The sequence below is a fragment of the Vescimonas fastidiosa genome (genome assembly GCF_018326305.1).
Classification (GTDB): Bacteria; Bacillota; Clostridia; order Oscillospirales; family Oscillospiraceae; genus Vescimonas; species Vescimonas fastidiosa.
The window spans coordinates 717,012-735,985 of sequence record NZ_AP023416.1; the positions used below are offsets into that span (position 1 = coordinate 717,012).

Below are 18,974 nucleotides of genomic sequence, written 5' to 3' on the forward strand. Positions count from 1 at the left end.
ACCCCTTATAATAAATTATGTAACCGTTTTGTTACTTTTCCACACAAGAAACCTGTGTTTTTGATTGAGAGGAACCTATGATTCGTCTGATAGATGTTAAAAAAGTATACGACAATGGGACAGAGGCCCTGAAGGGCATTTCTTTTTCCATTGAGGACGGGGAGTTTGCCTTCCTGGTGGGCCCCTCCGGCTCCGGCAAATCCACCGTTATCAAGCTGCTCACCGGGGAGATCGTGCCCACCTCCGGCCGGGTCATGGTCAATGGCTTTTCCATGGGCCGCATCTCCGACAAGCAGATCCCCTATATGCGCCGCACCATCGGCGTGATTTTCCAGGACTTTCGGCTCATTACCAATAAGACCGTGTGGGACAATCTGAGCCTTGCTATGCGCGCCGTGGGGGCCAGCCCCCGGGAGATCAAGGCCCGCATCCCCTATGTGCTGGAGCTGGTGGGCCTCAAGGGTAAGGAGCAGAGCCTGCCCGATCAGCTCTCCGGCGGCGAGCAGCAGCGGGTGGCCATTGCCCGGGCTTTGGTGAATAACCCCAGCACCATCGTGGCCGACGAGCCCACCGGCAACTTAGACCCCGCCCGCTCCCTGGAAATTATGACCCTCTTAGAGCGCATCAATGCTCTGGGCACCACCGTGGTGGTGGTCACCCATGAAAAGGGCCTGGTGAATCATTTTGACAAGCGCGTCATCACCATCAATGCCGGCATGGTGGCCGGGGATGCTATGGGACGGTACGAGGTGGCCAGATGAAAGGTAATTTCAGATATTTCTTCCGGGAAGGAAGCCGCAATATGTTCTCCCACGGCTTCATGTCCTTTGCGGCCATCGGCATCACCGTGGCCTGCCTGCTCATTATGGGCACCTTTTCCCTGGTGGCCTACAACGCGGATTATAACCTGAAAAACCTGCAAAAGGAGAACGCCGTCCTGGCCTTTATCGACGAGAGCCTTACCGAAGACCAGGCCCGGGCCCTGCAGGGGAAGGTAGAGGCTGTGCCCAATGTGGCCGATGCCACCTTCGTCTCCCGGGAGCAGGCCCGTGACAGCTATGTGGCCCAGTACGATGAAAACGATCTCTATGCGGACCTGGACCCCAGCATCTTCCGCCACCGCTTTGTCGTTCATTTGCAGGATGAGACCCAGCTTTCCCAGACCGTGGAAGCCCTGCGCGGGGTGGAGCATATTGCCAAGGTCCGGGCGGACGAGGCGGTTTCCGCCGGGTTCATCACCGCCCGGAATGTGGCCGGTGTCATCAGCATCGCCCTCATTGCCATCTTGCTGGTGGTGTCCGTATTCATCATTTCCAACACCATCAAGCTCACCACCTTTGACCGGCGGGACGAAATTGCCATCATGAAAATGGTGGGAGCCACCGACAGCTTCATCCGCTGGCCCTTTGTGTTCGAGGGTTTGCTTCTGGGCCTGTTCGGCGCGGTCATCGCGTTCTTTCTCCAGTGGCTGCTGTATAACGCCATTGCCAGCGGCATCGCCGGGTCCGACAGCCTGCAGATCCTCCGGGTGGTCAGCTTCCAAAAGATCGGCTGGCCCGTGGGCGGCGTGTTCCTGCTGGCGGGCATCCTGGTGGGTGTAGGCGGCAGCCTTACCGCCATCCGTAAATTCCTGCGTGTGTAAAGGAGGCAGCAATGTTCAGTCGTAAACGAGCCCTATCCCTTTTGTGCGCCGCCTGCATGGCAGCATCCCTTCTGTGCATGGCCAAGCCCGTTCCCACCTATGCCAGCAGCCTGTCCGACCAGCTTCAGGAGGCCCGGGACGCCCAGGCGGAGCTGGAAAAGCAGATCGAGGCCATTCAGTCCGATAAGAGCAAGGCTCTGGAGGAAAAGGCCCTGCTGGATAGGCAGAATGATAAGCTCCGCTCGGAGATCAGCCTCCTGCAGCAGCAGTCCGACGAGACCCAGACCCGCATCACGGAGCTGACCCAAAAGGAGCAGGAGCAGTACGAGCTGTTCTGCCGCCAGGTGCGGGAGGAGGAGGAGCGGGGCACCGTGTCCTACTGGTCGGTGCTTTTTAAGGCCAGCAGCTTCACGGACCTTTTGGCCCGGATGGATTTTGTAAACGAGGTCATGGACTATGACCGTCAGGTGATCTCCGACCTCCAGACCACCCGCCGGCAGCTCACAGAGGATAAGGCCGCCTTAGAGCAACAAAAGTCGGAGATGGAAAGCTCCCAGACCAAGCTCCAGCAGCAGGTAGATGCCGCCTCTACCCTGATTCGGGAATATGAGGAGACGGAGGCGGGCCACCAGGCCATGCTGGACGAGGCCGCGGAGGATGAGGCCCGTATCCAGGCGCTGATCCGTCAGCAGCAGAGCGGCGGCAGCTCCGGCGGCAGTGGCAGCAGCGGCAGCAATAGCGGCGTGGACGGCTATATCTGGCCCACGAATAATACCCGGGTGGTCACCAGTCCCTATGGGGAGCGCTGGTGCCCCTTCCACGGCTACGAGAGCCATAACGGCGCAGATATTGACGCCGCCCGGGGCTCTGCGGTGCTGGCAGCCAAGTCCGGCCGGGTCATCCAGGCCGGCTGGAACGGCGGCTACGGCATCAGCGTTATGATCGCCCACGACGACGGCATCACCACCCTCTATGGACACATGGATGGCTGCAGCGTTTCCGTGGGCCAAACGGTGTCCCAGGGCGAGACCATCGGGATCTGCGGCAATACCGGCAATTCCTCCGGCGCCCATATCCATTACACCATGTATAAAAACGGCGGCACCATCGACCCGCTGCCCTACCTTCCCGGTTACATTGCCTGGGATTGGTAATTATAGTTGCGCCTCTGAGGGCGGACACAATGTGTCCGCCCTTTTCCCATGACAAAAACCCCAAGCATAATATGAAAACTGGTGCATACGGGGCGTCGAGGACGCCGCCCCCTACGAAGTTCTATCGGTAAACGGTGCGTAGGGGCGGACGCCTCTGTCCGCCCGTCAGCCTTGCACCGCGCCTCTTGTAAAAACCGTGTCATTGCGAAGCCGGTGCGCACACCGGCTTCGCAATCCGTAATCCCCACCCTACCGCTTTCCTCTCCCCGCATATTCCCCCTTCTCCCTCCATACACTTCCATGGGAGGGGATCATCATGCTTGCCTGGATCACATATCAGCCCCGGGGCCTGCCCCGGGTGCGTCATCACATACAGCTTCTCTGCGGCCTGCCTCTGTGCCGGGTGGAAATCGGCGGCCATCCCTCGGTGCTGCTGCGGCTGCTTCTGCGCCGGGAGGGTCACGCTCTCCGTGAGGCGGGCATTCGGGAGGGCGCCTGGGCGGAGGATTTGCCCTCCTGGGGTCAAATGGATCTCCGCCCGGTGGACATTGCCCCCTTGCGCCGGGCCGTGCTGCCGTCCCTGCTTGCCTGCGCCTTTCACCAAAAACACCTCTCACCCGGCAGCGCCTCCGTCCGCCTCACCGCTCCGGGGACGAGCCTGCCGGTCTATTGGGCGGCCCAGCTTCTGGCGGAGCGGGTACGCTACCTGCACCTGGCTGCCGGCTGCGGTCAGCAGGCTCTGGAGGACTGGCTCCTCCGGCGCTACGGCCTGGCCTGCGGCGGCGCAGCCCCGTCCCTGGAGGTGTCCCTCAGCCCGGACGCCCCACCCTCCGCCCTGCTGCTGGGGGAGGGGTGCCGCTGCCAGCCGGTAGAGTACATACTCCCCCCGACTCTCCGGGACGCGGTGCCTCCCGGCATCGAGGGGGAGTGTCTGCTGGCGGCCCTGCACCGACAGGGCCGGCTCCCCGCATCGGAGCTGGCGGTAAAAAGAATTCATTTCGGTGCTTGACACCGGGTGGGAAACTCACTATAATGCAGTATGACTTATTATAAAATCGGTGTAGTATTGTATAGATAAGGGGCCACACCGGATCATAGAAAGGAAGCGTTACCATGGTTAAAGAGTTCAAAATGAGCCAGGAGCGGTACGACGAGCTGAAGGCGGAGCTGGATTACAGTAAAACCACCCGGGCCGACGAGATCGCCGAGCTTATCAAGGAGGCCCGGGGCTTCGGCGACCTGAGTGAAAACAGCGAATACGACGAGGCCAAAAACGAGCAGGGCAAGCTCTATTCCCGCATTGCCGAGCTGGAGGAGATCCTGCTTCACGCCAAGATCGTCAGCGAGTCCGAAACCGATTCCGATAAGATTTCCATCGGCTGCAAGGTCACGGTCACCAACCTTTCCACCGGCAAAAAGCTGCCCGTGTACAAGATCGTCGGCTCCCAGGAGGCGGATGTCATGAACTTCGCCGTCTCTGAGGACTCCCCCTTCGGCAAGGCTCTCATGGGCCGCAAGGCAGGGGAGGAGATCACCGTAGAGGCTCCCCGGGGGGCCATTCGCTACCGCATCGACTCCATCGAGAGATGAGTTTATAAACCAAAATTTTTACAAAGGAGGATATCCGCCATGGCAGAGCAGGAAACCCGTAACATTCAACAGGAGCAGGATCTCAAGCAGATTCTCAAGGTGCGCCGCGATAAACTCAAGGCCCTGCAGGATATGGGGATGGATCCTTTCACCATCACCAAGTATGATGTTACCCACCATGCCCGGGAAATTAAGGATAATTTTGACGCCCTGGAGGGTCAGACCGTCTCCGTAGGCGGCCGCCTGATGTCCAAGCGCGGTATGGGCAAGGTCTCCTTCTGCGACCTGCAGGATAAGTCCGGCCGCATCCAGCTTTACGCCCGCCGGGACGAGATGGACCCCGAGGAGTATAACCGCTTCAAGAAGTATGACATCGGCGACATCGTGGGTGTGGAGGGCACTGTGTTCCGCACGGAAAAGGGCGAGATGAGTGTCCGGGCCAAGCACATCACCCTGCTGAGTAAGTCCCTCCAGCCCCTGCCCGAGAAGTTCCACGGCCTTACGGATAAGGAGCTGCGCTACCGCCAGCGCTATGTGGACCTCATTATGAATCCCGAGAGCAAGCGCAATTTTGAGATCCGCAGCAAGTTTGTGGCCTTCCTGCGCCGCTACCTGGATAATCTGGGCTTTATGGAGGTGGAGACTCCCGTTCTCAGCCCCATTGCCGGCGGCGCCAACGCCCGTCCCTTCATCACCCATCACAATGCCCAGGATATTGATATGTATATGCGCATCGCCACGGAGCTGCACCTGAAGCGGCTTATCGTCGGCGGCATGGAGCGGGTGTACGAGGTGGGCCGCATCTTCCGCAACGAGGGCATGGACACCAAGCATAACCCGGAGTTCACCACCTGTGAGCTCTATCAGGCCTTCACCAATTTGGACGGCATGATGGACATTCTGGAGGGCATTCTCTCCGGTGCTGCCCGGGAAATTCTGGGCACCTACAAGGTCACCTGGCTGGGCCATGAAGTTGACCTGACCCCCTCCTGGAAGCGCGTCACCATGGCCGACGCGGTGAAGACTGTCACCGGCGCCGACTTCATGGCCATTGAGGGCGATGCCGACAAGGCTGTGGAGCTGGCGGAGAGCGTAGGCGTGGATATGGACGGCGTGGCCCACACCTGGGGCAATGCCCTCTATGAGACCTTCGATCAGAAGGTGGAGGAGACCCTGGTCCAGCCCACCTTCATCACCATGTACCCCGTGGAGGTCAGCCCCTTGGCTAAGCGCAGCCCCGCCGACCCCTACCTCACCGAGCGCTATGAGATGTTCATCTGCGGCTGCGAGATGGGCAACGCCTTCTCCGAGCTCAATGACCCCATCGACCAGTACCAGCGCTTCAAGGCCCAGGCGGAAAAGCGCGCCCAGGGCGACGAGGAGGCCGACATGATGGACGAGGACTTCGTCCTGGCTCTGGAATACGGTATGCCCCCCACCGGCGGCCTGGGCTTCGGTATCGACCGCTGCGCCATGATGCTCTGCGGCACCGACTCCATCCGGGATGTGATCCTGTTCCCCACAATGAAACCTTTGGACTCTGACAAGAAGGTTTCCAAGGAAGTTTCGGCTCCTGCGGAGGCTGCTCAGGCGGCTCCGGTCGTGGAGGAAAAAATCGATTTTTCCAATGTGGAGATCGAGCCGCTGTTCCAGGATCAGGTCGATTTCGACACCTTCTCCAAGAGCGATTTCCGTGCCGTAAAGGTCAAGGAATGCGAAGCTGTGAAGAAGTCCAAAAAGCTCTTAAAGTTCGTTTTGGACGACGGAACCGGCACAGATAGGGTCATTTTGAGCGGTATTCACGAATATTATGAGCCGGAAGAGCTGGTTGGAAAGACCTGCATCGCCATCACGAACCTGCCGCCCAGACCCATGATGGGCATTGATTCCTGCGGTATGCTCATCTCTGCCGTGCATCACGAAAACGGCGAGGAAAAGCTCCATTTGCTGATGGTGGATCCTCACATCCCCGCCGGCGCAAAGCTCTATTGATTGCCCCTAAATTGTCGGTGCTTACGCCAATTTACGCCAGGCTTACGCCAAATGCGAATCAGACAAATTCAAGTTCACATGAAAAAAGCCCGCTGATTTCGGTCAGCGGGCTTTTGAGACTGTCGGCGATGTTATAGCGCTGCTGCAGCAGATCCCCTAAAATCATGGGAACGGCAAACAGCAGCATGGATTTGGTAACAGGACCCTTCGTTAAATCCTGATTCATAGCGTGCCTCCGAAATGCAAGAAAAAACCTGCATTTTGAAAGCATTGCAGGTCTATTAAAGCATTCTGTCAATATTCTATTTACATTTTGTGGGAGCGGTGCTATTATAAGGCGTTAAAGATCATGGAAGGGCATGGCCTGCGGAGGATGCAATATGTATTTGGACGGACTGGACGGGTTGGATCAAAAGATTGTGCAGCTGCCACATGATCCTCTCGCGCATCAAGGACATCAAGGGCCTGCGGCTGTAAGCCCTTGCCCCCTGGCCAAACTAAAAACCCCGGGTCTATAGCCCGGGAATCAAATTTGCAACTGAAGGGATAAAAATGTTAAGACTCAGAAACAGACCCTCCCTCGACCTGCTTTCCGGCAGCGAAGGATGGGTGATCTTCAAATTTTCCGTACCGATCATTCTCTCTTACCTGCTTCAGCAGATCTATACCATCAGCGATGCCGCCATCTGCGGCCAGACCCTCAGCGTCGATGAAATTGCAGGCGTAAATGATGTTTTCCCGATCCTCTTTATATTCCTGCAGTTTGCAGTGGGCTGCACCGCCGGATTCTCGGTGATAACCTCCATAGCGGCGGGGCAGGGCGATAAACCCGGGGTCAGAAGATCCTTCGCGGCGCAGCTCATTCTCGGCGGTGCTATGTCCCTGCTGCTGACCGCCATCGCCATACTGGCCCTGGGGCCCCTGCTTCGCTTCATCGGCCTGTCCGAGACAAATCCCGGCGTCTGGAAGGCCGCCTATCAGTATTCCCTGATAATTTTCATCGGCATATTCGCCCAGTTTTACTACAATCTGATTTGCTCCGTCCTGCGGAGCCTGGGAGACTCCACAACGCCGCTGATTTTCCTGCTGTTTTCCACCGTGCTGAATATCGGCCTGGACCTGTTTTTCATCCTTGCGCTCAGGCTCGGGGTCGTTGGCGCGGCGGTGGCAACCGTGCTGGCCCAGGCATTGAGCGCGGTACTGTGCCTGATCTACGCGTTCAGGAAATACGAGGAGCTCCACCCCACGAAAAGTGACTTCCATGTGGCCCTTTCCTTCTATGTCCGGCACCTGAGACAGGGCATTCCCATGGGCCTTCAGTTCTCGGTGCTGGCAATCGGCATCATCGTGATGCAGCGCGCGCTTGTGGGCTTTGACATCGGCGAGGGCGGGGTCATGGTAGCCGGCAATCCCGCCCAGAACGGATTCGGCGCCGCCAATAAGCTCAATAACTTCCTTATGTGCCCCATGAACGCCCTGAGCACGGCCATCGTCTGCTTCCATGCCCAGAATTTGGGCGCGGGACGGCAGGACCGGATCCGCCGCGGCACCGTAAAAAGCCTGCTTATCGGCCTTGCCATGTATGGGATTCTCGGCGGCCTCGGTATGCTTCTCACCATAAACGGCGCGTACCAGCACCTGTTTATGAGTGCGGATAAGATCACGGAGGCCACGATCCGCTACGGAAATATCTATCTTTATGTGGACCTGGCCCTGTATTTCATGCTGATGATCCTGTTTGTTTTCAGGGCGGCGGTCCAGGGCGTCGGACACGCGGAGTACGCGCTGGTGGCCGGCTGTGCCGAGCTGGTGGCGCGGGTCCTGATCTGCGCATTTCTCCCGGCGATGGTAAACGGCGGGCCCATCGACTCCTCGGCCTCCACCGGGGCGTATATTGCCCTGTGCTTCGGAGATCCGGGGGCGTGGACCCTGGCGGTGGCTTCGCTGATTTATCCGGCGGCGCGGTATCTGTTCGGTGCAAAAAGTAAAAAACAGCGGAGCCTGTCCGCATAAAACTTCATGCAGGAACGCTGCACCACGAAAATGCGCAAATGCCGGTGCATGAAGTTTTTTGTGCATCATTTCCGGTTGCCCCGTAGGGGCGAGGAAATGGCACATTTCTTATTTTGCTATGCTTTTGCATAGCAAAACGCGCCCGTATACCCCCTGCCCCCTTGCACCGGCAGCGGCCACAGGGGGGAGACTTTCCCGGTCCGCACCCCTCCCGATCCCATCTGAAAATCCCTCTCCTTTGCCGCAGATTTACCTCTGCGGCAAAAAATTTTCTTGACATCGCAAAAAAATACTGCTTTATTATATAGGTATATGATATAGACGCATGCCCCTCCGTAGGGGCGACCCTTGCGGTCGCCCGCCCCCCGCACTTCCTGCAACGCTTCCGTAGGGGCCGATGCCCACATCGGCCCGCCTACCGCACCCCTTGTAAAAACCCTGTCATTGCGAGACCAGTTCGCAAACTGGTCGTGGCAATCCGCACCCCCCGTCCCCATGGCCCCCTTGCCTAAAGGGGGCTGGCACGGCGAAGCCGTGACTGGGGGATTCCTTTCCCGCACTCCCGGCAGGGCACACGGGCCCTGCCCTACAAGGTGTTGCGTTATTGGGCCCGGGCGGACAGGGTCGTCCGCCCCTACAATCGCTTCCGTAGGGGCCGATGCCCACATCGGCCCGCTCCCCGCACCCCTTGTAACCCTCCGTAGGGGCGACCCTTGCGGTCGCCCGCCCCCCGCACCTCTTGCACCCTATCCGTAGGGGGCGGCGTCCCCGACGCCCCGTTTTACCGCACTTATTGTCATCCGTAGGGGCGGACGCCTCTGTCCGCCCGCCGGACATTCCCCCGCACCCCTTGTAAAAAACCTGTCATTGCGAAGCCAGTGCGCACACTGGCTGTGGCAATCCGCATCCCGCACCCCATGCACCCCCATCCTTCTACTCCACCCAAAGGAGGCCCCTCCATGGACCGCATCACATCCCGCGCCAATCCTCTGCTTTCCCATATCCGCCGCCTGTCCTCCGATGCTGCTTACCGCCGCCAAAGCGGTCAGTTCGTGGGCGACAGCCCCAAACTGCTCCGGGAGGCCCTGCAGTGGGGGGTGGAGCCGGTGTGCGTGGTCTGCACCGAGGGAGTGACCCTTCCCACCCTCCCGGAGTGTGTCCGGGTCGTCTGCGTGCCCGGGGATGTCATGGCCTCCGTTTCTCCCATGAAAAGCCCTCAGGGCGTTTTGTTCACAGGCCGCATCCCGGCCCTCACCCCGCCCGAAAAGCTCACCGGGCGGCGTTATGTGGCCCTGGAGGGGGTTCAGGACCCCGGCAATGTGGGCGCGGTGCTGCGCACCCTGGACGCCTTTGACGGGGACGGGCTTTTTCTCCTCCCCGGCTGTGCCGACCCTTATAGTCCCAAAACCCTCCGCTCCTCCATGGGCGCCCTGTTCCGCCGCCCGGTGTGGTCCTGCTCGGCTTCGGAGCTTTGCCGGCTGCTGCAAAGGAGCGGCCTGCCCCTCTACGGCGCCGCCCTCCGCCTCGACACCCTGGACGCCCGCACCGTGGACCTGACCCGGGCCGCCGTGGCCATCGGCAGCGAGGGCCGGGGCCTGTCCCGGGAGCTGTTGGCCCTTTGCGACGGCACCGTCCGCATCCCCATGTCCCCGCGCTGCGAGTCTCTCAATGCCGCCGTAGCCGCCTCCGTCCTTTTGTGGGAGGGCTACCGGGGCAGTGACGGGAGGGAGTGAGAAGCTATGTCTGCCCTGCAATACTGGATTTGGCTCTCCACCAGGCCCCATCTCACCACGGCCTGCAAGTGTGCGCTTTTGGCCCGCTTCGGCTCTGCCGAGGAGGTTTACTATGCCGACCCTCAGGCCCTTTCGTCGGTGGAGCCCTTGGGAAAGGAGCAGCTGGACTCTCTTTCCGATAAATCTTTGGATAAGGCCCTGGCCATCCTGGACCGCTGCGCCCGGAAGGATGTGTTCGTCCTCACCCTCCACGATGCGCTCTACCCCCAGCGCCTGCGCAATATCTTCGACCCGCCTCTGCTGCTCTACGGCAAGGGGGCCATGCCCTCCTTCGATGACGAGGCTGCCATCGCCGTGGTGGGCACCCGCAGCTGCTCGCCCTACGGTCTCCGCTCGGCGGAGCATTTCGGCTATTCTCTGGCCCGGGAGGGCGCTCTGGTGGTCTCCGGCCTGGCCCGGGGCATCGACGCCTCGGCCCATGAGGGAGCGCTTCGGGCCGGCGGCATCACGGCGGCGGTGCTGGGCTGCGGCCCGGATATTGCCTATCCCGCCGAAAACGCCCGGCTCTATGCCGATATTCTCTCCTCCGGCGTGGTGCTTTCCGAGTATCCGCCGGGCACCGAGGCCCGCTCCTGGCATTTTCCCGTCCGCAACCGCATCATCAGCGGCCTGAGCGTGGCGACCCTGGTAGTGGAGGCCCCGGAAAAGAGCGGCGCGCTTATCACCGCTGCCACGGCTTTGGATCAGGGACGGGAGGTGTTCGCCGTCCCCGGGCCCATCGACGCCCGGACCAGTCTGGGCTGCAACGCCCTGCTTCGGGATGGGGCGGGTCTGGCTGCCCAGAGCAGCGATATTCTCAGCGGCTATTATCTCCGCTTTCCCCATAAGCTGCATCCCCGGGGCGACAGGCCGCCTCTGGCGGAGCCGCCTGCCGGGCCGGAGGATACCCCCCGGTGGGAAAAACCCGTGCAGGATAAGCCCTGGTCTCCCCAGCCGGCTGCCCCGGCCCTTCCCCGGCGCAGCGCCCGGGATCTCAGTGACCTGGAGCTCTCCCTCCTGCGCATTTTAGACGATAAAATCCCCCTGCTGATCGATGAGGCCGCCGACCGCTTACAGCTGCCGGTAGCCCAAGTCCTCTCAGCGGTAACGATCATGGAAATAGACGGCCTCATCCGCCGAGAGGGTATGCGAAAGTACCTGCGGACCGTGGAGGTCGAGGAAACAAAGGAGTAAAAAGGAACTATGGCAAAAAAGGCTGCAAAAAATCTGGTCATTGTGGAGTCCCCGGCCAAGGCCAAGACCATTGGCAAGTACCTGGGCCCGGACTACGAGGTCATGGCCAGCATGGGCCACCTGCGCGATCTGCCCAAGAGCAAGATCGGCATTGATTTTGAAAACGATTTTAAGCCCGACTACCGGGCCATCCGGGGCAAGGAGGACATCATCAAGAGCCTGAAAAAGGCGGCGGATAAGGCCGACATGGTCTATCTTGCCACCGACCCGGACCGTGAGGGAGAGGCCATCAGCTGGCATCTGAAATACCTGCTGGATCTGGACGATGCCAAGACCCGCCGTGTCACCTTCAACGAGATCACAAAAAAAGTGGTGCAGGAGAGCATCGCCGCCCCCCGGCGCATCGACCAGGACCTGGTGGACGCCCAGCAGGCCCGGCGCGTTTTAGACCGTATCGTGGGCTACCGCCTGTCCCCGCTGCTGTGGAAGAAGATCCGCCGGGGCTTGTCTGCCGGCCGGGTCCAGTCCGTGGCCATGCGTTTGGTGGCCCAGCGGGAGAAGGAAATTGAGACCTTCGTGCCCCAGGAGTATTGGACCTTGGATGCCCTGCTCCATAAGCAGGGGGATAAGACCCTTTTTAAGGCCCATTACTACGGGAAAAACGGCAAAAAGTACGAGCCCGCCTCCCAGGCGGAGACCCAGGCCATCTGTGAGGATGTTATGTCCCGGACCTTCTCCGTCAAGAGCGTGAAGCGGGCGGATAAGCAGCGCTCTCCGTCCCCTCCCTTCACCACCTCCACCCTCCAGCAGGAGGCCTCCCGCAAGCTGAATATGACCCCCCGCCGCACCATGGCCATCGCCCAGCAGCTGTATGAGGGCGTGGAGCTCAGCGGCGAGGGCGCCGTAGGTCTTATTACCTATATGCGTACCGATTCTCTGCGCATCTCCCATGAGGCCCAGGTGGCCGCCCGTGCGCTCATCGACAGCCGCTACGGCGCCGCCTACCGTCCCAACGCCTTCCGCCAGTATAAGGCCAAGGCCGGGGCCCAGGACGCCCATGAGGCCATTCGCCCCAGCAATGTCAGCCTCACCCCCGAGCAGGTAAAGGGCGACCTCAGCGGCGAGCAGTACCGGCTCTATAAGCTCATTTGGAGCCGCTTTTTGGCCAGCCAGATGTCCAACGCCGTCTATGACAGCGTCACCGCCGAGCTTCAGGCGGGGGACCACAGCTTCCGTGCCAGCGCCAGCAGCCTGAAATTTGCCGGCTATGCCGCCGTGTACGAGGAGAGCCGGGACGAGGAGAAGGAGGAGAAGGAGCCCGCTCTGCCGCCTCTGGAGGAGGGGGAGACGGTGCAGCTGCAGAAGATGGAGCCCCTGCAGCATTTCACCCAGCCCCCCGCCCACTTTACCGACGCCTCCCTCATTCGCGCCCTGGAGGAAAACGGCATTGGCCGCCCCTCCACCTACGCTCCCACGGTGTCTACCATCCTGGACCGGGAGTATGTGGTCAAGGAGGGCAAGTATCTGCGCATGACTCCCCTGGGGTCCGTGGTCAACGACTTGATGTGCCAGCGCTTCCCCAAGATCGTGGATGTGAAGTTTACCGCCAATATGGAAAAGGAGCTGGACGAGGTGGAGTCCGGCGATAAGAACTGGAAGGAGCTGCTGCGGGAGTTCTACGGCGACTTCGAGGAGAATCTCTCCCAGGTGGAAAAGGACATGGAGGGCGTGTATCTCAAGGTGCCCGATGAGGTCAGCGAGGAGAAGTGCGATGTCTGCGGCCGCAACATGGTGGTCAAGAGCGGCCGCTTCGGCCGGTTCCTGGCCTGCCCCGGCTACCCGGAGTGTACCTTTACAAAGCCCCTGGTGGTCCAGATGCCGGGCCGCTGCCCCAAGTGCGGCGGGCGGCTTATGAAGCGCACCGGCGTCAGCCAAAAGAGCGGCAAGCAGTACACCTACTACTGCTGCGACCGCTCTACCGCCGCCGACGAAAGTCAGCGCTGTGACTTCCGCACCTGGGATGTACCCACCAAGGATGACTGCCCCCTGTGCGGTTGGACCATGTTCAAAAAATCCGGCAAGGGCTTCAACCGTCCCTTCTGCATCAACCCCGACTGTCCCAACTTCCTTCCCGAGGATAAACGGGGCTATCGGAAAAAGACCGAGGACGGCGGTGAAGCAGCCGGTGCAAAAACCGCCGCAAAAGCCGCCAAAAAGACCACCAAAAAGGTGACCAAGGCTGCACCGAAGGGTGCCCAAAAGTCACCGAAAGTCACCGCCAAAAAGGGCGAGGAAAAGGAGTGAGCATGCAAGTAATGGTGATCGGCGCGGGTCTGGCGGGCAGTGAGGCTGCCTGGCAGCTGGCCCAAAGAGGGATCTGCGTAAGGCTTTGTGAGATGAAGCCGGAGAAGAAAATTCCCGCCCATGAAAGCGAATATTTTGCCGAGCTTTGCTGCAGCAATTCCCTGCGCTCGGACCAGCTGGAAAACGCCGTGGGCCTGCTGAAGGAGGAGCTGCGGCGGCTGGACAGCTTGATTTTGCGCTGCGCGGACGCCACTCGGGTCCCCGCCGGGGGCGCCCTGGCGGTGGACCGCCGGGGCTTTGCGAAAATGGTCACGGAGGCCGTCTGCAGCCACCCCAATATCGAGGTCGTCCCCGGCGAGGTGACGGAAATTCCGGAGGGGGAGGTGCTGATAGCCACCGGCCCTTTGACTTCCGATGCCTTTGCCGAAAAGCTCCTGGATCTATTGGGCCGGGAGAACACGACCTTAAACTTTTTCGATGCCGCCGCCCCGCTGATTTCCTTTGAAAGCGTGGACATGGATTCGGCGTATTTTGCCTCCCGGTATGATAAGGGGACGCCGGATTATATCAACTGTCCCATGGAAAAAGACGAGTACCTGGCCTTTTGGAAAGCCCTGACGGAGGCGGAGGAGGCCCCGGTCCACGGCTTTGAGGACGGGCAGGTTTTCGAGGGGTGTATGCCTGTGGAGGTTATGGCCCGGCGGGGGGAGGACACCCTGCGCTACGGGCCCTTAAAGCCCCGGGGGCTGAAGGACCCCAAGACCGGCCGGGAGAGCTACGCCGTGGTACAGCTGCGCAAGGACAACGCCGACGGGTCCATCTATAACCTGGTGGGCTTCCAGACCCATCTCAAGTGGCCGGAGCAGAAGCGGGTATTTACCATGATCCCCGCTCTGAAGAATGCGCAGTTTTTGCGCTACGGGGTCATGCACCGCAACACCTATTTGGACTCCCCCCGGCTGCTGGACCGCTATTACCGGCTGAAAACCCAGCCCCGCCTTGCCTTTGCCGGGCAGATGACCGGAGTGGAGGGCTATGTGGAGTCCTGCGCCAGCGGATTTTTAGCCGGGGTGGAGATGGCCCGCCGGCTCAAGGGGCAGCCGCCCCTGGACTTCCCTCGGGAGACGGCCATCGGAGCCCTGGGGCTGTATGTGAGCAACGAAAGCGTGGGAGCTTTCCAGCCTATGAACATCAATTTCGGGATTATCCCGCCTCTTGACCACCGGGTCAAGGGCAAGCGAAATAAGAATGCGGAGCTTTCCGCTCGCTCCCTGCAGATCATTGACCAAATGCGTGAGGAGGTGCTGACCTAATGAAGATTATTGTAGATGCCATGGGCGGCGACAATGCGCCCCTGGAAATCGTAAAGGGCGCTCTGGCCGGGCAGAAGCACTGGGGTGTGGACATCGTCCTCACCGGGGATGAAAATGCCATCCGGGGGGCTCTGACCCGGTGCGGACAGCCGGAGGTGCCTACGGGCATGGAGATCATTTCCACCTCTCAGACCGTGGAAATGTGCGATGACCCGGCCACGGTGTTCCGCCGGAAGAAGGACACCTCCATGGGTGTGGGTCTGACCATGCTCCGGGAGGGGCAGGGGGATGCGCTGGTCTCCGCCGGGTCCACCGGGGCCCTGCTCACCGGGGCCACCCTCATCACCAAACGCATCCACGGCATCCGCCGGGCGGCGATGGCCCCGGTGATCCCCACCACCACGGGGCAGGCGGTGCTTATTGACTGCGGCGCCAATGCTGAGTGTACACCGGAGTACCTGGTGCAGTTTGCTTACTTAGGCAATTTCTACGCCCAGCAGGTGCTGGGGCTGGCCAAGCCCCGGGTGGGCCTGCTGAATATCGGCGCCGAGGACAGCAAGGGTACAGACCTGCAAAAGCAGACCCTGGCCCGGCTGCGCCAGGCTGCGGAGGAGGGCCACCTGCACTTCATCGGCAACATCGAGGCCAAGGAGGCCATCAAGGGCGGCTGTGATGTCATCGTGACGGACGGTTTTTCCGGGAATATCCTGCTGAAAACCATGGAGGGCGTAGGCTCCTTTGCCGGGTCGGCCCTGAAGGGGATGTTCAAGAAAAACCTGCTGACCAAGCTGGCCGCTCTGGCGGTGATGCCGGGGCTCAACGACTTCAAGGCCAAGCTGGACCCCAACAAGGTGGGCGGCACCGCCTTCATCGGCATTGCAAGGCCCGTTATCAAGGCCCACGGCGCCTCCAACGCCGAGGCCATTGAAAACGCCATCGGCCAGGCGGCGGCCTTCGCCCGCAGCGGCCTCATTGAAAAAATTGAGGAAAATGTGAATTTGATGAAAATTGAACACTAAATACCAATTTCACTATTGACATACCTACGCCGATGCAGTATTCTTTTTCAAGATATATCCGAAAGGAGTTTTATTCAATATGACAGCAGAGGAAATTTTCAAAACGATGCAGGACCTCATCGCCGAGCAGTTTGCCATCGACGCGGAGGAGATCACCATGGACAGCTCATTCGTGGATGACCTGGGCGCCGACTCCGTGGATCTGGTGGAGCTGGTGATGGCCATGGAGGAGGAGTTTGATGTGGGTGAGATCGACGAGGAGGATCTGGCCGGGCTGAAAACCGTCCGCGACTGCGTGCAGTATTTGAATCATAAAATCAACAGTTGAAAAAAGAGACCCCACATCCCCGTGGGGTTTCCTTTTTCAGTTGTGGAGAGGAGATTATTTATCTTATGTTCACACTGGAGGAAAAATTGGGCTATGCCTTTAAGAACAAGGCCCTGCTGGAAAATGCCCTGCAGCACAGCTCCTATGCCAATGAGCATCGGGGCGGTGGTATGCGCAGCAACGAGCGGCTGGAGTTTCTGGGCGATGCGGTGCTGGGTGTGGTGACGGCGGACTACCTGTTTCGCAAGCACCCGGACCTGCCGGAGGGCGACCTGACGCGGCTTCGGGCGGCGCTGGTATGCGAGGATAGCCTCCATGAGGTGGCCCAGAGCCTGGAGCTGGGCCGGCATCTGAAGCTGGGCCGGGGCGAGGAGCAGGGGGGAGGCCGCCGGCGGCCCTCCATCCTGGCTGACGCCACAGAGTCGGTGTTCGCGGCGGTGTATTTGGATGGCGGCATGGAGGCCGCGTCGGAGCTGATACACCGGGTGCTGCTGGATAAGGGCCGGGAGGAGGCCGTGGAGGAGCGGCGCCGGGACTTCAAAACCGAGCTGCAGGAGCTGGTGCAGCGCAAGAGCGGCTCCACCCTGGGCTATCGGCTGGTGGGCTCCACCGGGCCGGACCATGCCAAGGTCTTTGAGGCGGCGGTGCTGCTGAACGGAGAAGTGTTTTCCACAGGCACGGGCCACAGCAAGAAGGAAGCGGAGCAGGCGGCTGCCGGGGCGGCGCTGGAGAAGCTGCAGCAGGCATGAGCCCCAGCGACAGAGGCGCATCTGTTTATATTTGAGAGTTTCAGCGGGTCGAAAAGTTTTTTCGACCCGCTGAAAAATAAAAAGTGGGTGCAACGGTTTTCCGTTGCACCCACTTTTTTTATCAATGTGACCTCGTCACAGAAAAACGCTTTGTCCTGGGGTATGATAAAGCCACAATCAAGAAACAAGAAAGAGGTGGCGAACATGAAAATCAAGCTCAATCCCGATCAGGAGATTGTCAATACCATCCGGGAAGGACTCAAGCGCACCGGAGGATACTGTCCCTGCCGCTTAGAGCGCACAGAGGCAACCAAGTGTATGTGCCAGGAGTTTAAGGATCAAATTGCAGATCCGGACTTCGAGGGATTCTGCCACTGTATGCTCTATTACAAATCCTTGCAGGATTAAGGGGGGAAAGCTATGCTGCCAAAGAAACTGGCCGCCATTCCGTGTGCCGTGGGGCTGGGCCTACACCGCCGGCACAGTCGCTGATTGGGTGGCGCAGGATATTTGCAAGCTGAAGAACAAAGAATAATTAAGGACAATAGAAATGAGTCATTCTCATGACTGAACTGAAAATTACTGCTGCGAATTTTGAAAACGAGGTACTGCATTCCGACAAACCCGTCCTGCTGGACTTCTATGCCGACTGGTGCGGGCCGTGCAAAATGCTCGCTCCCATACTGCATGAGCTTGCCGAAGAAAAAAGCGGTGCCCTCAAGGTGGGCAAGGTCAATGTGGACGAGCAGATGGAGCTGGCGATGCGTTTTCAGGTGTCCAGTATCCCGATGCTGGTCGTATTCAAGGATGGAAAGATCGTTGCCAAATCGGTGGGCTACCGGTCAAAGGCGGAGGTCGCCGCAATGGTGGAGGGCGCAAGATAAAAGCAGTGATCGCAGGCGGTGTGGCGGGCGGAGCTTCTGCCGCCGCCCGCATCCGCCGTCTGGATGAACACGCCCAGGTCATCATGAACGAGCGCAGCGGCTATGTGTCCTGCCTATGTGCCCATTGCAGCTTACAGGCTGCACACCCTTTGCCACAGCATTCGGTTGTCCTCAAAGACCACCTGCACTCGGCCTGCATCCTTCAGCCAGGCCAGGTACGACCGGAGGGTGCTGCCCACCAGCACATACTGCTGGAAGTCCATCTTCATGGCAAAGGCCGCAAACAGCCCCTGCAAAATCTCCTCGAAGCACCGGGGCTCCGGGCACAGCGTCAAAATCTTTTCCGCCACCTCCAGCACCTTGTCGATGTTGTACCGGGCCAGGTCTGCTATATTTTCCGATACCTCTGCGTGGGCAGGGACGAACATCCGCGCCTGCAGGCCCTTCACTGTCTCCAGAGTGTGCAGGTATTCCGCTACATCGTAGATAAAGCCAACCTGGTATTTCTCTAAAATCTCCCGGCTGGACAGGCAATCTGCCAGGAAAACCACATCGTCCGCCGTGCGAAAGCCCACCATGTCGAAGAAGTGCCCCGGTAGCGGTATGCTCTCGAAGCCCTCCGGCAGCGCCTCCGCCGTCAGCACCTCCGCGCCGCTGTCCTGGGCCATCAAAAACTTATGCCGCAGGTCCTTGGGCGGGTAGCCTCCGTAGAGGAAGGACGGCTCCAGGATCGGATGCCGGGTGAAGGCACAGTCGATACCCGGGGCGTAGATCCTGCACCCGGTCTGCCCCTGCAAATAGCGGTTGCCGCCGATGTGGTCCGCGTGGGCGTGGGTGTTGTAAATGGCCTTGAGCGTCCAGCCGTTTCTGTCCAAAATTTGCCGGACCTTCCGCCCTGCGTCCTTGTCGCTGCCGCTGTCGATGAGGCAGACCTCCTGCCCCTCCAGCCGCACCAGGCCGATATTGGCGGGACTTTTGATGTAGTAGGTTTGCTCCGTGAGCTGTATCAGTTCGTACATA

General features: G+C 59.9%; 18 protein-coding genes. 16 read left to right on the top strand and 2 right to left on the bottom strand.

Features of this window, described 5'->3' with window-relative positions:
- Positions 1–77 precede the first annotated feature (77 nt).
- The 6 genes from ftsE to lysS all read left to right on the top strand — a co-directional run bounded on the left by ftsE (position 78) and on the right by lysS (position 6,378).
- A complete protein-coding gene (gene ftsE, locus KI236_RS10790) occupies positions 78–761 on the top strand; it encodes a cell division ATP-binding protein FtsE (protein ID WP_212821777.1) in 684 nt (227 codons plus the stop codon).
- Positions 758–1,642 (top strand): permease-like cell division protein FtsX, encoded by an 885-nt coding sequence (ftsX, locus tag KI236_RS10795; RefSeq protein ID WP_212821783.1) that lies wholly within the window; start codon positions 758–760, stop codon positions 1,640–1,642. Before ftsE ends, ftsX begins: the two co-directional genes overlap by 4 nt.
- Before the next feature lie 11 nt (positions 1,643–1,653).
- Positions 1,654–2,796, top strand: coding sequence for a murein hydrolase activator EnvC family protein (locus tag KI236_RS10800; RefSeq protein ID WP_212821784.1), 1,143 nt, complete (start codon positions 1,654–1,656; stop codon positions 2,794–2,796).
- Positions 2,797–3,112: 316 nt separating this feature from the next.
- Positions 3,113–3,805, top strand: coding sequence for a hypothetical protein (locus tag KI236_RS10805; protein ID WP_212821785.1), 693 nt, complete (start codon positions 3,113–3,115; stop codon positions 3,803–3,805).
- A gap of 104 nt (positions 3,806–3,909) precedes the next feature.
- Positions 3,910–4,386 carry a transcription elongation factor GreA gene (greA, locus tag KI236_RS10810; RefSeq protein WP_212821786.1) on the top strand — a complete coding sequence of 159 codons (477 nt, stop codon included), beginning with the start codon at positions 3,910–3,912 and terminating at the stop codon, positions 4,384–4,386.
- A 39-nt stretch (positions 4,387–4,425) separates the two neighbouring features.
- Positions 4,426–6,378 (top strand): lysine--tRNA ligase, encoded by a 1,953-nt coding sequence (lysS, locus tag KI236_RS10815; RefSeq protein WP_212821787.1) that lies wholly within the window; start codon positions 4,426–4,428, stop codon positions 6,376–6,378.
- Positions 6,379–6,436: 58 nt separating this feature from the next.
- On the opposite strand, the gene KI236_RS10820 is transcribed toward lysS, so the two are convergent.
- A complete protein-coding gene (locus KI236_RS10820) occupies positions 6,437–6,604 on the bottom strand; it encodes a hypothetical protein (protein WP_212822044.1) in 168 nt (55 codons plus the stop codon).
- Positions 6,605–6,930: 326 nt separating this feature from the next.
- Between KI236_RS10820 and KI236_RS10825 the strand changes: the two genes are divergently transcribed.
- The 10 genes from KI236_RS10825 (at position 6,931) to trxA (ending at position 17,954) form a co-directional block, all read left to right on the top strand.
- Entirely contained in the window at positions 6,931–8,391 is a 1,461-nt protein-coding gene (locus KI236_RS10825) for an MATE family efflux transporter (RefSeq protein WP_212821788.1), read from the top strand.
- A gap of 959 nt (positions 8,392–9,350) precedes the next feature.
- Complete coding sequence (locus tag KI236_RS10830) at positions 9,351–10,124, top strand: TrmH family RNA methyltransferase (protein ID WP_212821789.1); 774 nt, start codon at positions 9,351–9,353, stop codon at positions 10,122–10,124.
- Between the two features lie 6 nt (positions 10,125–10,130).
- Positions 10,131–11,357 carry a DNA-processing protein DprA gene (gene dprA / locus KI236_RS10835; protein WP_212821790.1) on the top strand — a complete coding sequence of 409 codons (1,227 nt, stop codon included), beginning with the start codon at positions 10,131–10,133 and terminating at the stop codon, positions 11,355–11,357.
- 9 nt (positions 11,358–11,366) lie between these two features.
- Complete coding sequence (gene topA, locus KI236_RS10840; RefSeq protein ID WP_212821791.1) at positions 11,367–13,661, top strand: type I DNA topoisomerase; 2,295 nt, start codon at positions 11,367–11,369, stop codon at positions 13,659–13,661.
- Between the two features lie 2 nt (positions 13,662–13,663).
- Entirely contained in the window at positions 13,664–14,974 is a 1,311-nt protein-coding gene (trmFO, locus tag KI236_RS10845) for a methylenetetrahydrofolate--tRNA-(uracil(54)-C(5))-methyltransferase (FADH(2)-oxidizing) TrmFO (RefSeq protein WP_212821792.1), read from the top strand.
- Positions 14,974–15,993, top strand: a complete 1,020-nt coding sequence (gene plsX / locus KI236_RS10850; RefSeq protein ID WP_212821793.1) for a phosphate acyltransferase PlsX — start codon at positions 14,974–14,976, stop codon at positions 15,991–15,993. Before trmFO ends, plsX begins: the two co-directional genes overlap by 1 nt.
- 79 nt (positions 15,994–16,072) lie before the next feature.
- On the top strand, positions 16,073–16,321 hold the full coding sequence (gene acpP, locus KI236_RS10855; protein ID WP_212821794.1) for an acyl carrier protein: 249 nt from the start codon (positions 16,073–16,075) through the stop codon (positions 16,319–16,321).
- A 65-nt stretch (positions 16,322–16,386) separates the two neighbouring features.
- Entirely contained in the window at positions 16,387–17,070 is a 684-nt protein-coding gene (gene rnc, locus KI236_RS10860; RefSeq protein ID WP_212821795.1) for a ribonuclease III, read from the top strand.
- Between the two features lie 162 nt (positions 17,071–17,232).
- Complete coding sequence (locus KI236_RS10865) at positions 17,233–17,478, top strand: ferredoxin-thioredoxin reductase catalytic domain-containing protein (RefSeq protein ID WP_212821796.1); 246 nt, start codon at positions 17,233–17,235, stop codon at positions 17,476–17,478.
- 155 nt (positions 17,479–17,633) lie between these two features.
- Complete coding sequence (trxA, locus tag KI236_RS10870; RefSeq protein WP_212821797.1) at positions 17,634–17,954, top strand: thioredoxin; 321 nt, start codon at positions 17,634–17,636, stop codon at positions 17,952–17,954.
- A gap of 131 nt (positions 17,955–18,085) precedes the next feature.
- On the opposite strand, the gene KI236_RS10875 is transcribed toward trxA, so the two are convergent.
- Positions 18,086–18,973, bottom strand: a complete 888-nt coding sequence (locus tag KI236_RS10875; protein ID WP_212821798.1) for an MBL fold metallo-hydrolase — start codon at positions 18,971–18,973, stop codon at positions 18,086–18,088.
- Between the last annotated feature and the right edge of the window lies 1 nt (position 18,974).

Bases quoted from the DNA above. Each gene is read 5' to 3' on its own strand.
- ftsE (WP_212821777.1), top strand. From the start codon at position 78: ATGATTCGTCTGATAGATGTTAAAAAAGTATACGACAATGGGACAGAG.
- ftsX (WP_212821783.1), top strand. From the start codon at position 758: ATGAAAGGTAATTTCAGATATTTCTTCCGGGAAGGAAGCCGCAATATG.
- KI236_RS10800 (WP_212821784.1), top strand. From the start codon at position 1,654: ATGTTCAGTCGTAAACGAGCCCTATCCCTTTTGTGCGCCGCCTGCATG.
- KI236_RS10805 (WP_212821785.1), top strand. From the start codon at position 3,113: ATGCTTGCCTGGATCACATATCAGCCCCGGGGCCTGCCCCGGGTGCGT.
- greA (WP_212821786.1), top strand. From the start codon at position 3,910: ATGGTTAAAGAGTTCAAAATGAGCCAGGAGCGGTACGACGAGCTGAAG.
- lysS (WP_212821787.1), top strand. From the start codon at position 4,426: ATGGCAGAGCAGGAAACCCGTAACATTCAACAGGAGCAGGATCTCAAG.
- KI236_RS10820 (WP_212822044.1), bottom strand. From the start codon at position 6,604: ATGAATCAGGATTTAACGAAGGGTCCTGTTACCAAATCCATGCTGCTG.
- KI236_RS10825 (WP_212821788.1), top strand. From the start codon at position 6,931: ATGTTAAGACTCAGAAACAGACCCTCCCTCGACCTGCTTTCCGGCAGC.
- KI236_RS10830 (WP_212821789.1), top strand. From the start codon at position 9,351: ATGGACCGCATCACATCCCGCGCCAATCCTCTGCTTTCCCATATCCGC.
- dprA (WP_212821790.1), top strand. From the start codon at position 10,131: ATGTCTGCCCTGCAATACTGGATTTGGCTCTCCACCAGGCCCCATCTC.
- topA (WP_212821791.1), top strand. From the start codon at position 11,367: ATGGCAAAAAAGGCTGCAAAAAATCTGGTCATTGTGGAGTCCCCGGCC.
- trmFO (WP_212821792.1), top strand. From the start codon at position 13,664: ATGCAAGTAATGGTGATCGGCGCGGGTCTGGCGGGCAGTGAGGCTGCC.
- plsX (WP_212821793.1), top strand. From the start codon at position 14,974: ATGAAGATTATTGTAGATGCCATGGGCGGCGACAATGCGCCCCTGGAA.
- acpP (WP_212821794.1), top strand. From the start codon at position 16,073: ATGACAGCAGAGGAAATTTTCAAAACGATGCAGGACCTCATCGCCGAG.
- rnc (WP_212821795.1), top strand. From the start codon at position 16,387: ATGTTCACACTGGAGGAAAAATTGGGCTATGCCTTTAAGAACAAGGCC.
- KI236_RS10865 (WP_212821796.1), top strand. From the start codon at position 17,233: ATGATAAAGCCACAATCAAGAAACAAGAAAGAGGTGGCGAACATGAAA.
- trxA (WP_212821797.1), top strand. From the start codon at position 17,634: ATGACTGAACTGAAAATTACTGCTGCGAATTTTGAAAACGAGGTACTG.
- KI236_RS10875 (WP_212821798.1), bottom strand. From the start codon at position 18,973: ATGTACGAACTGATACAGCTCACGGAGCAAACCTACTACATCAAAAGT.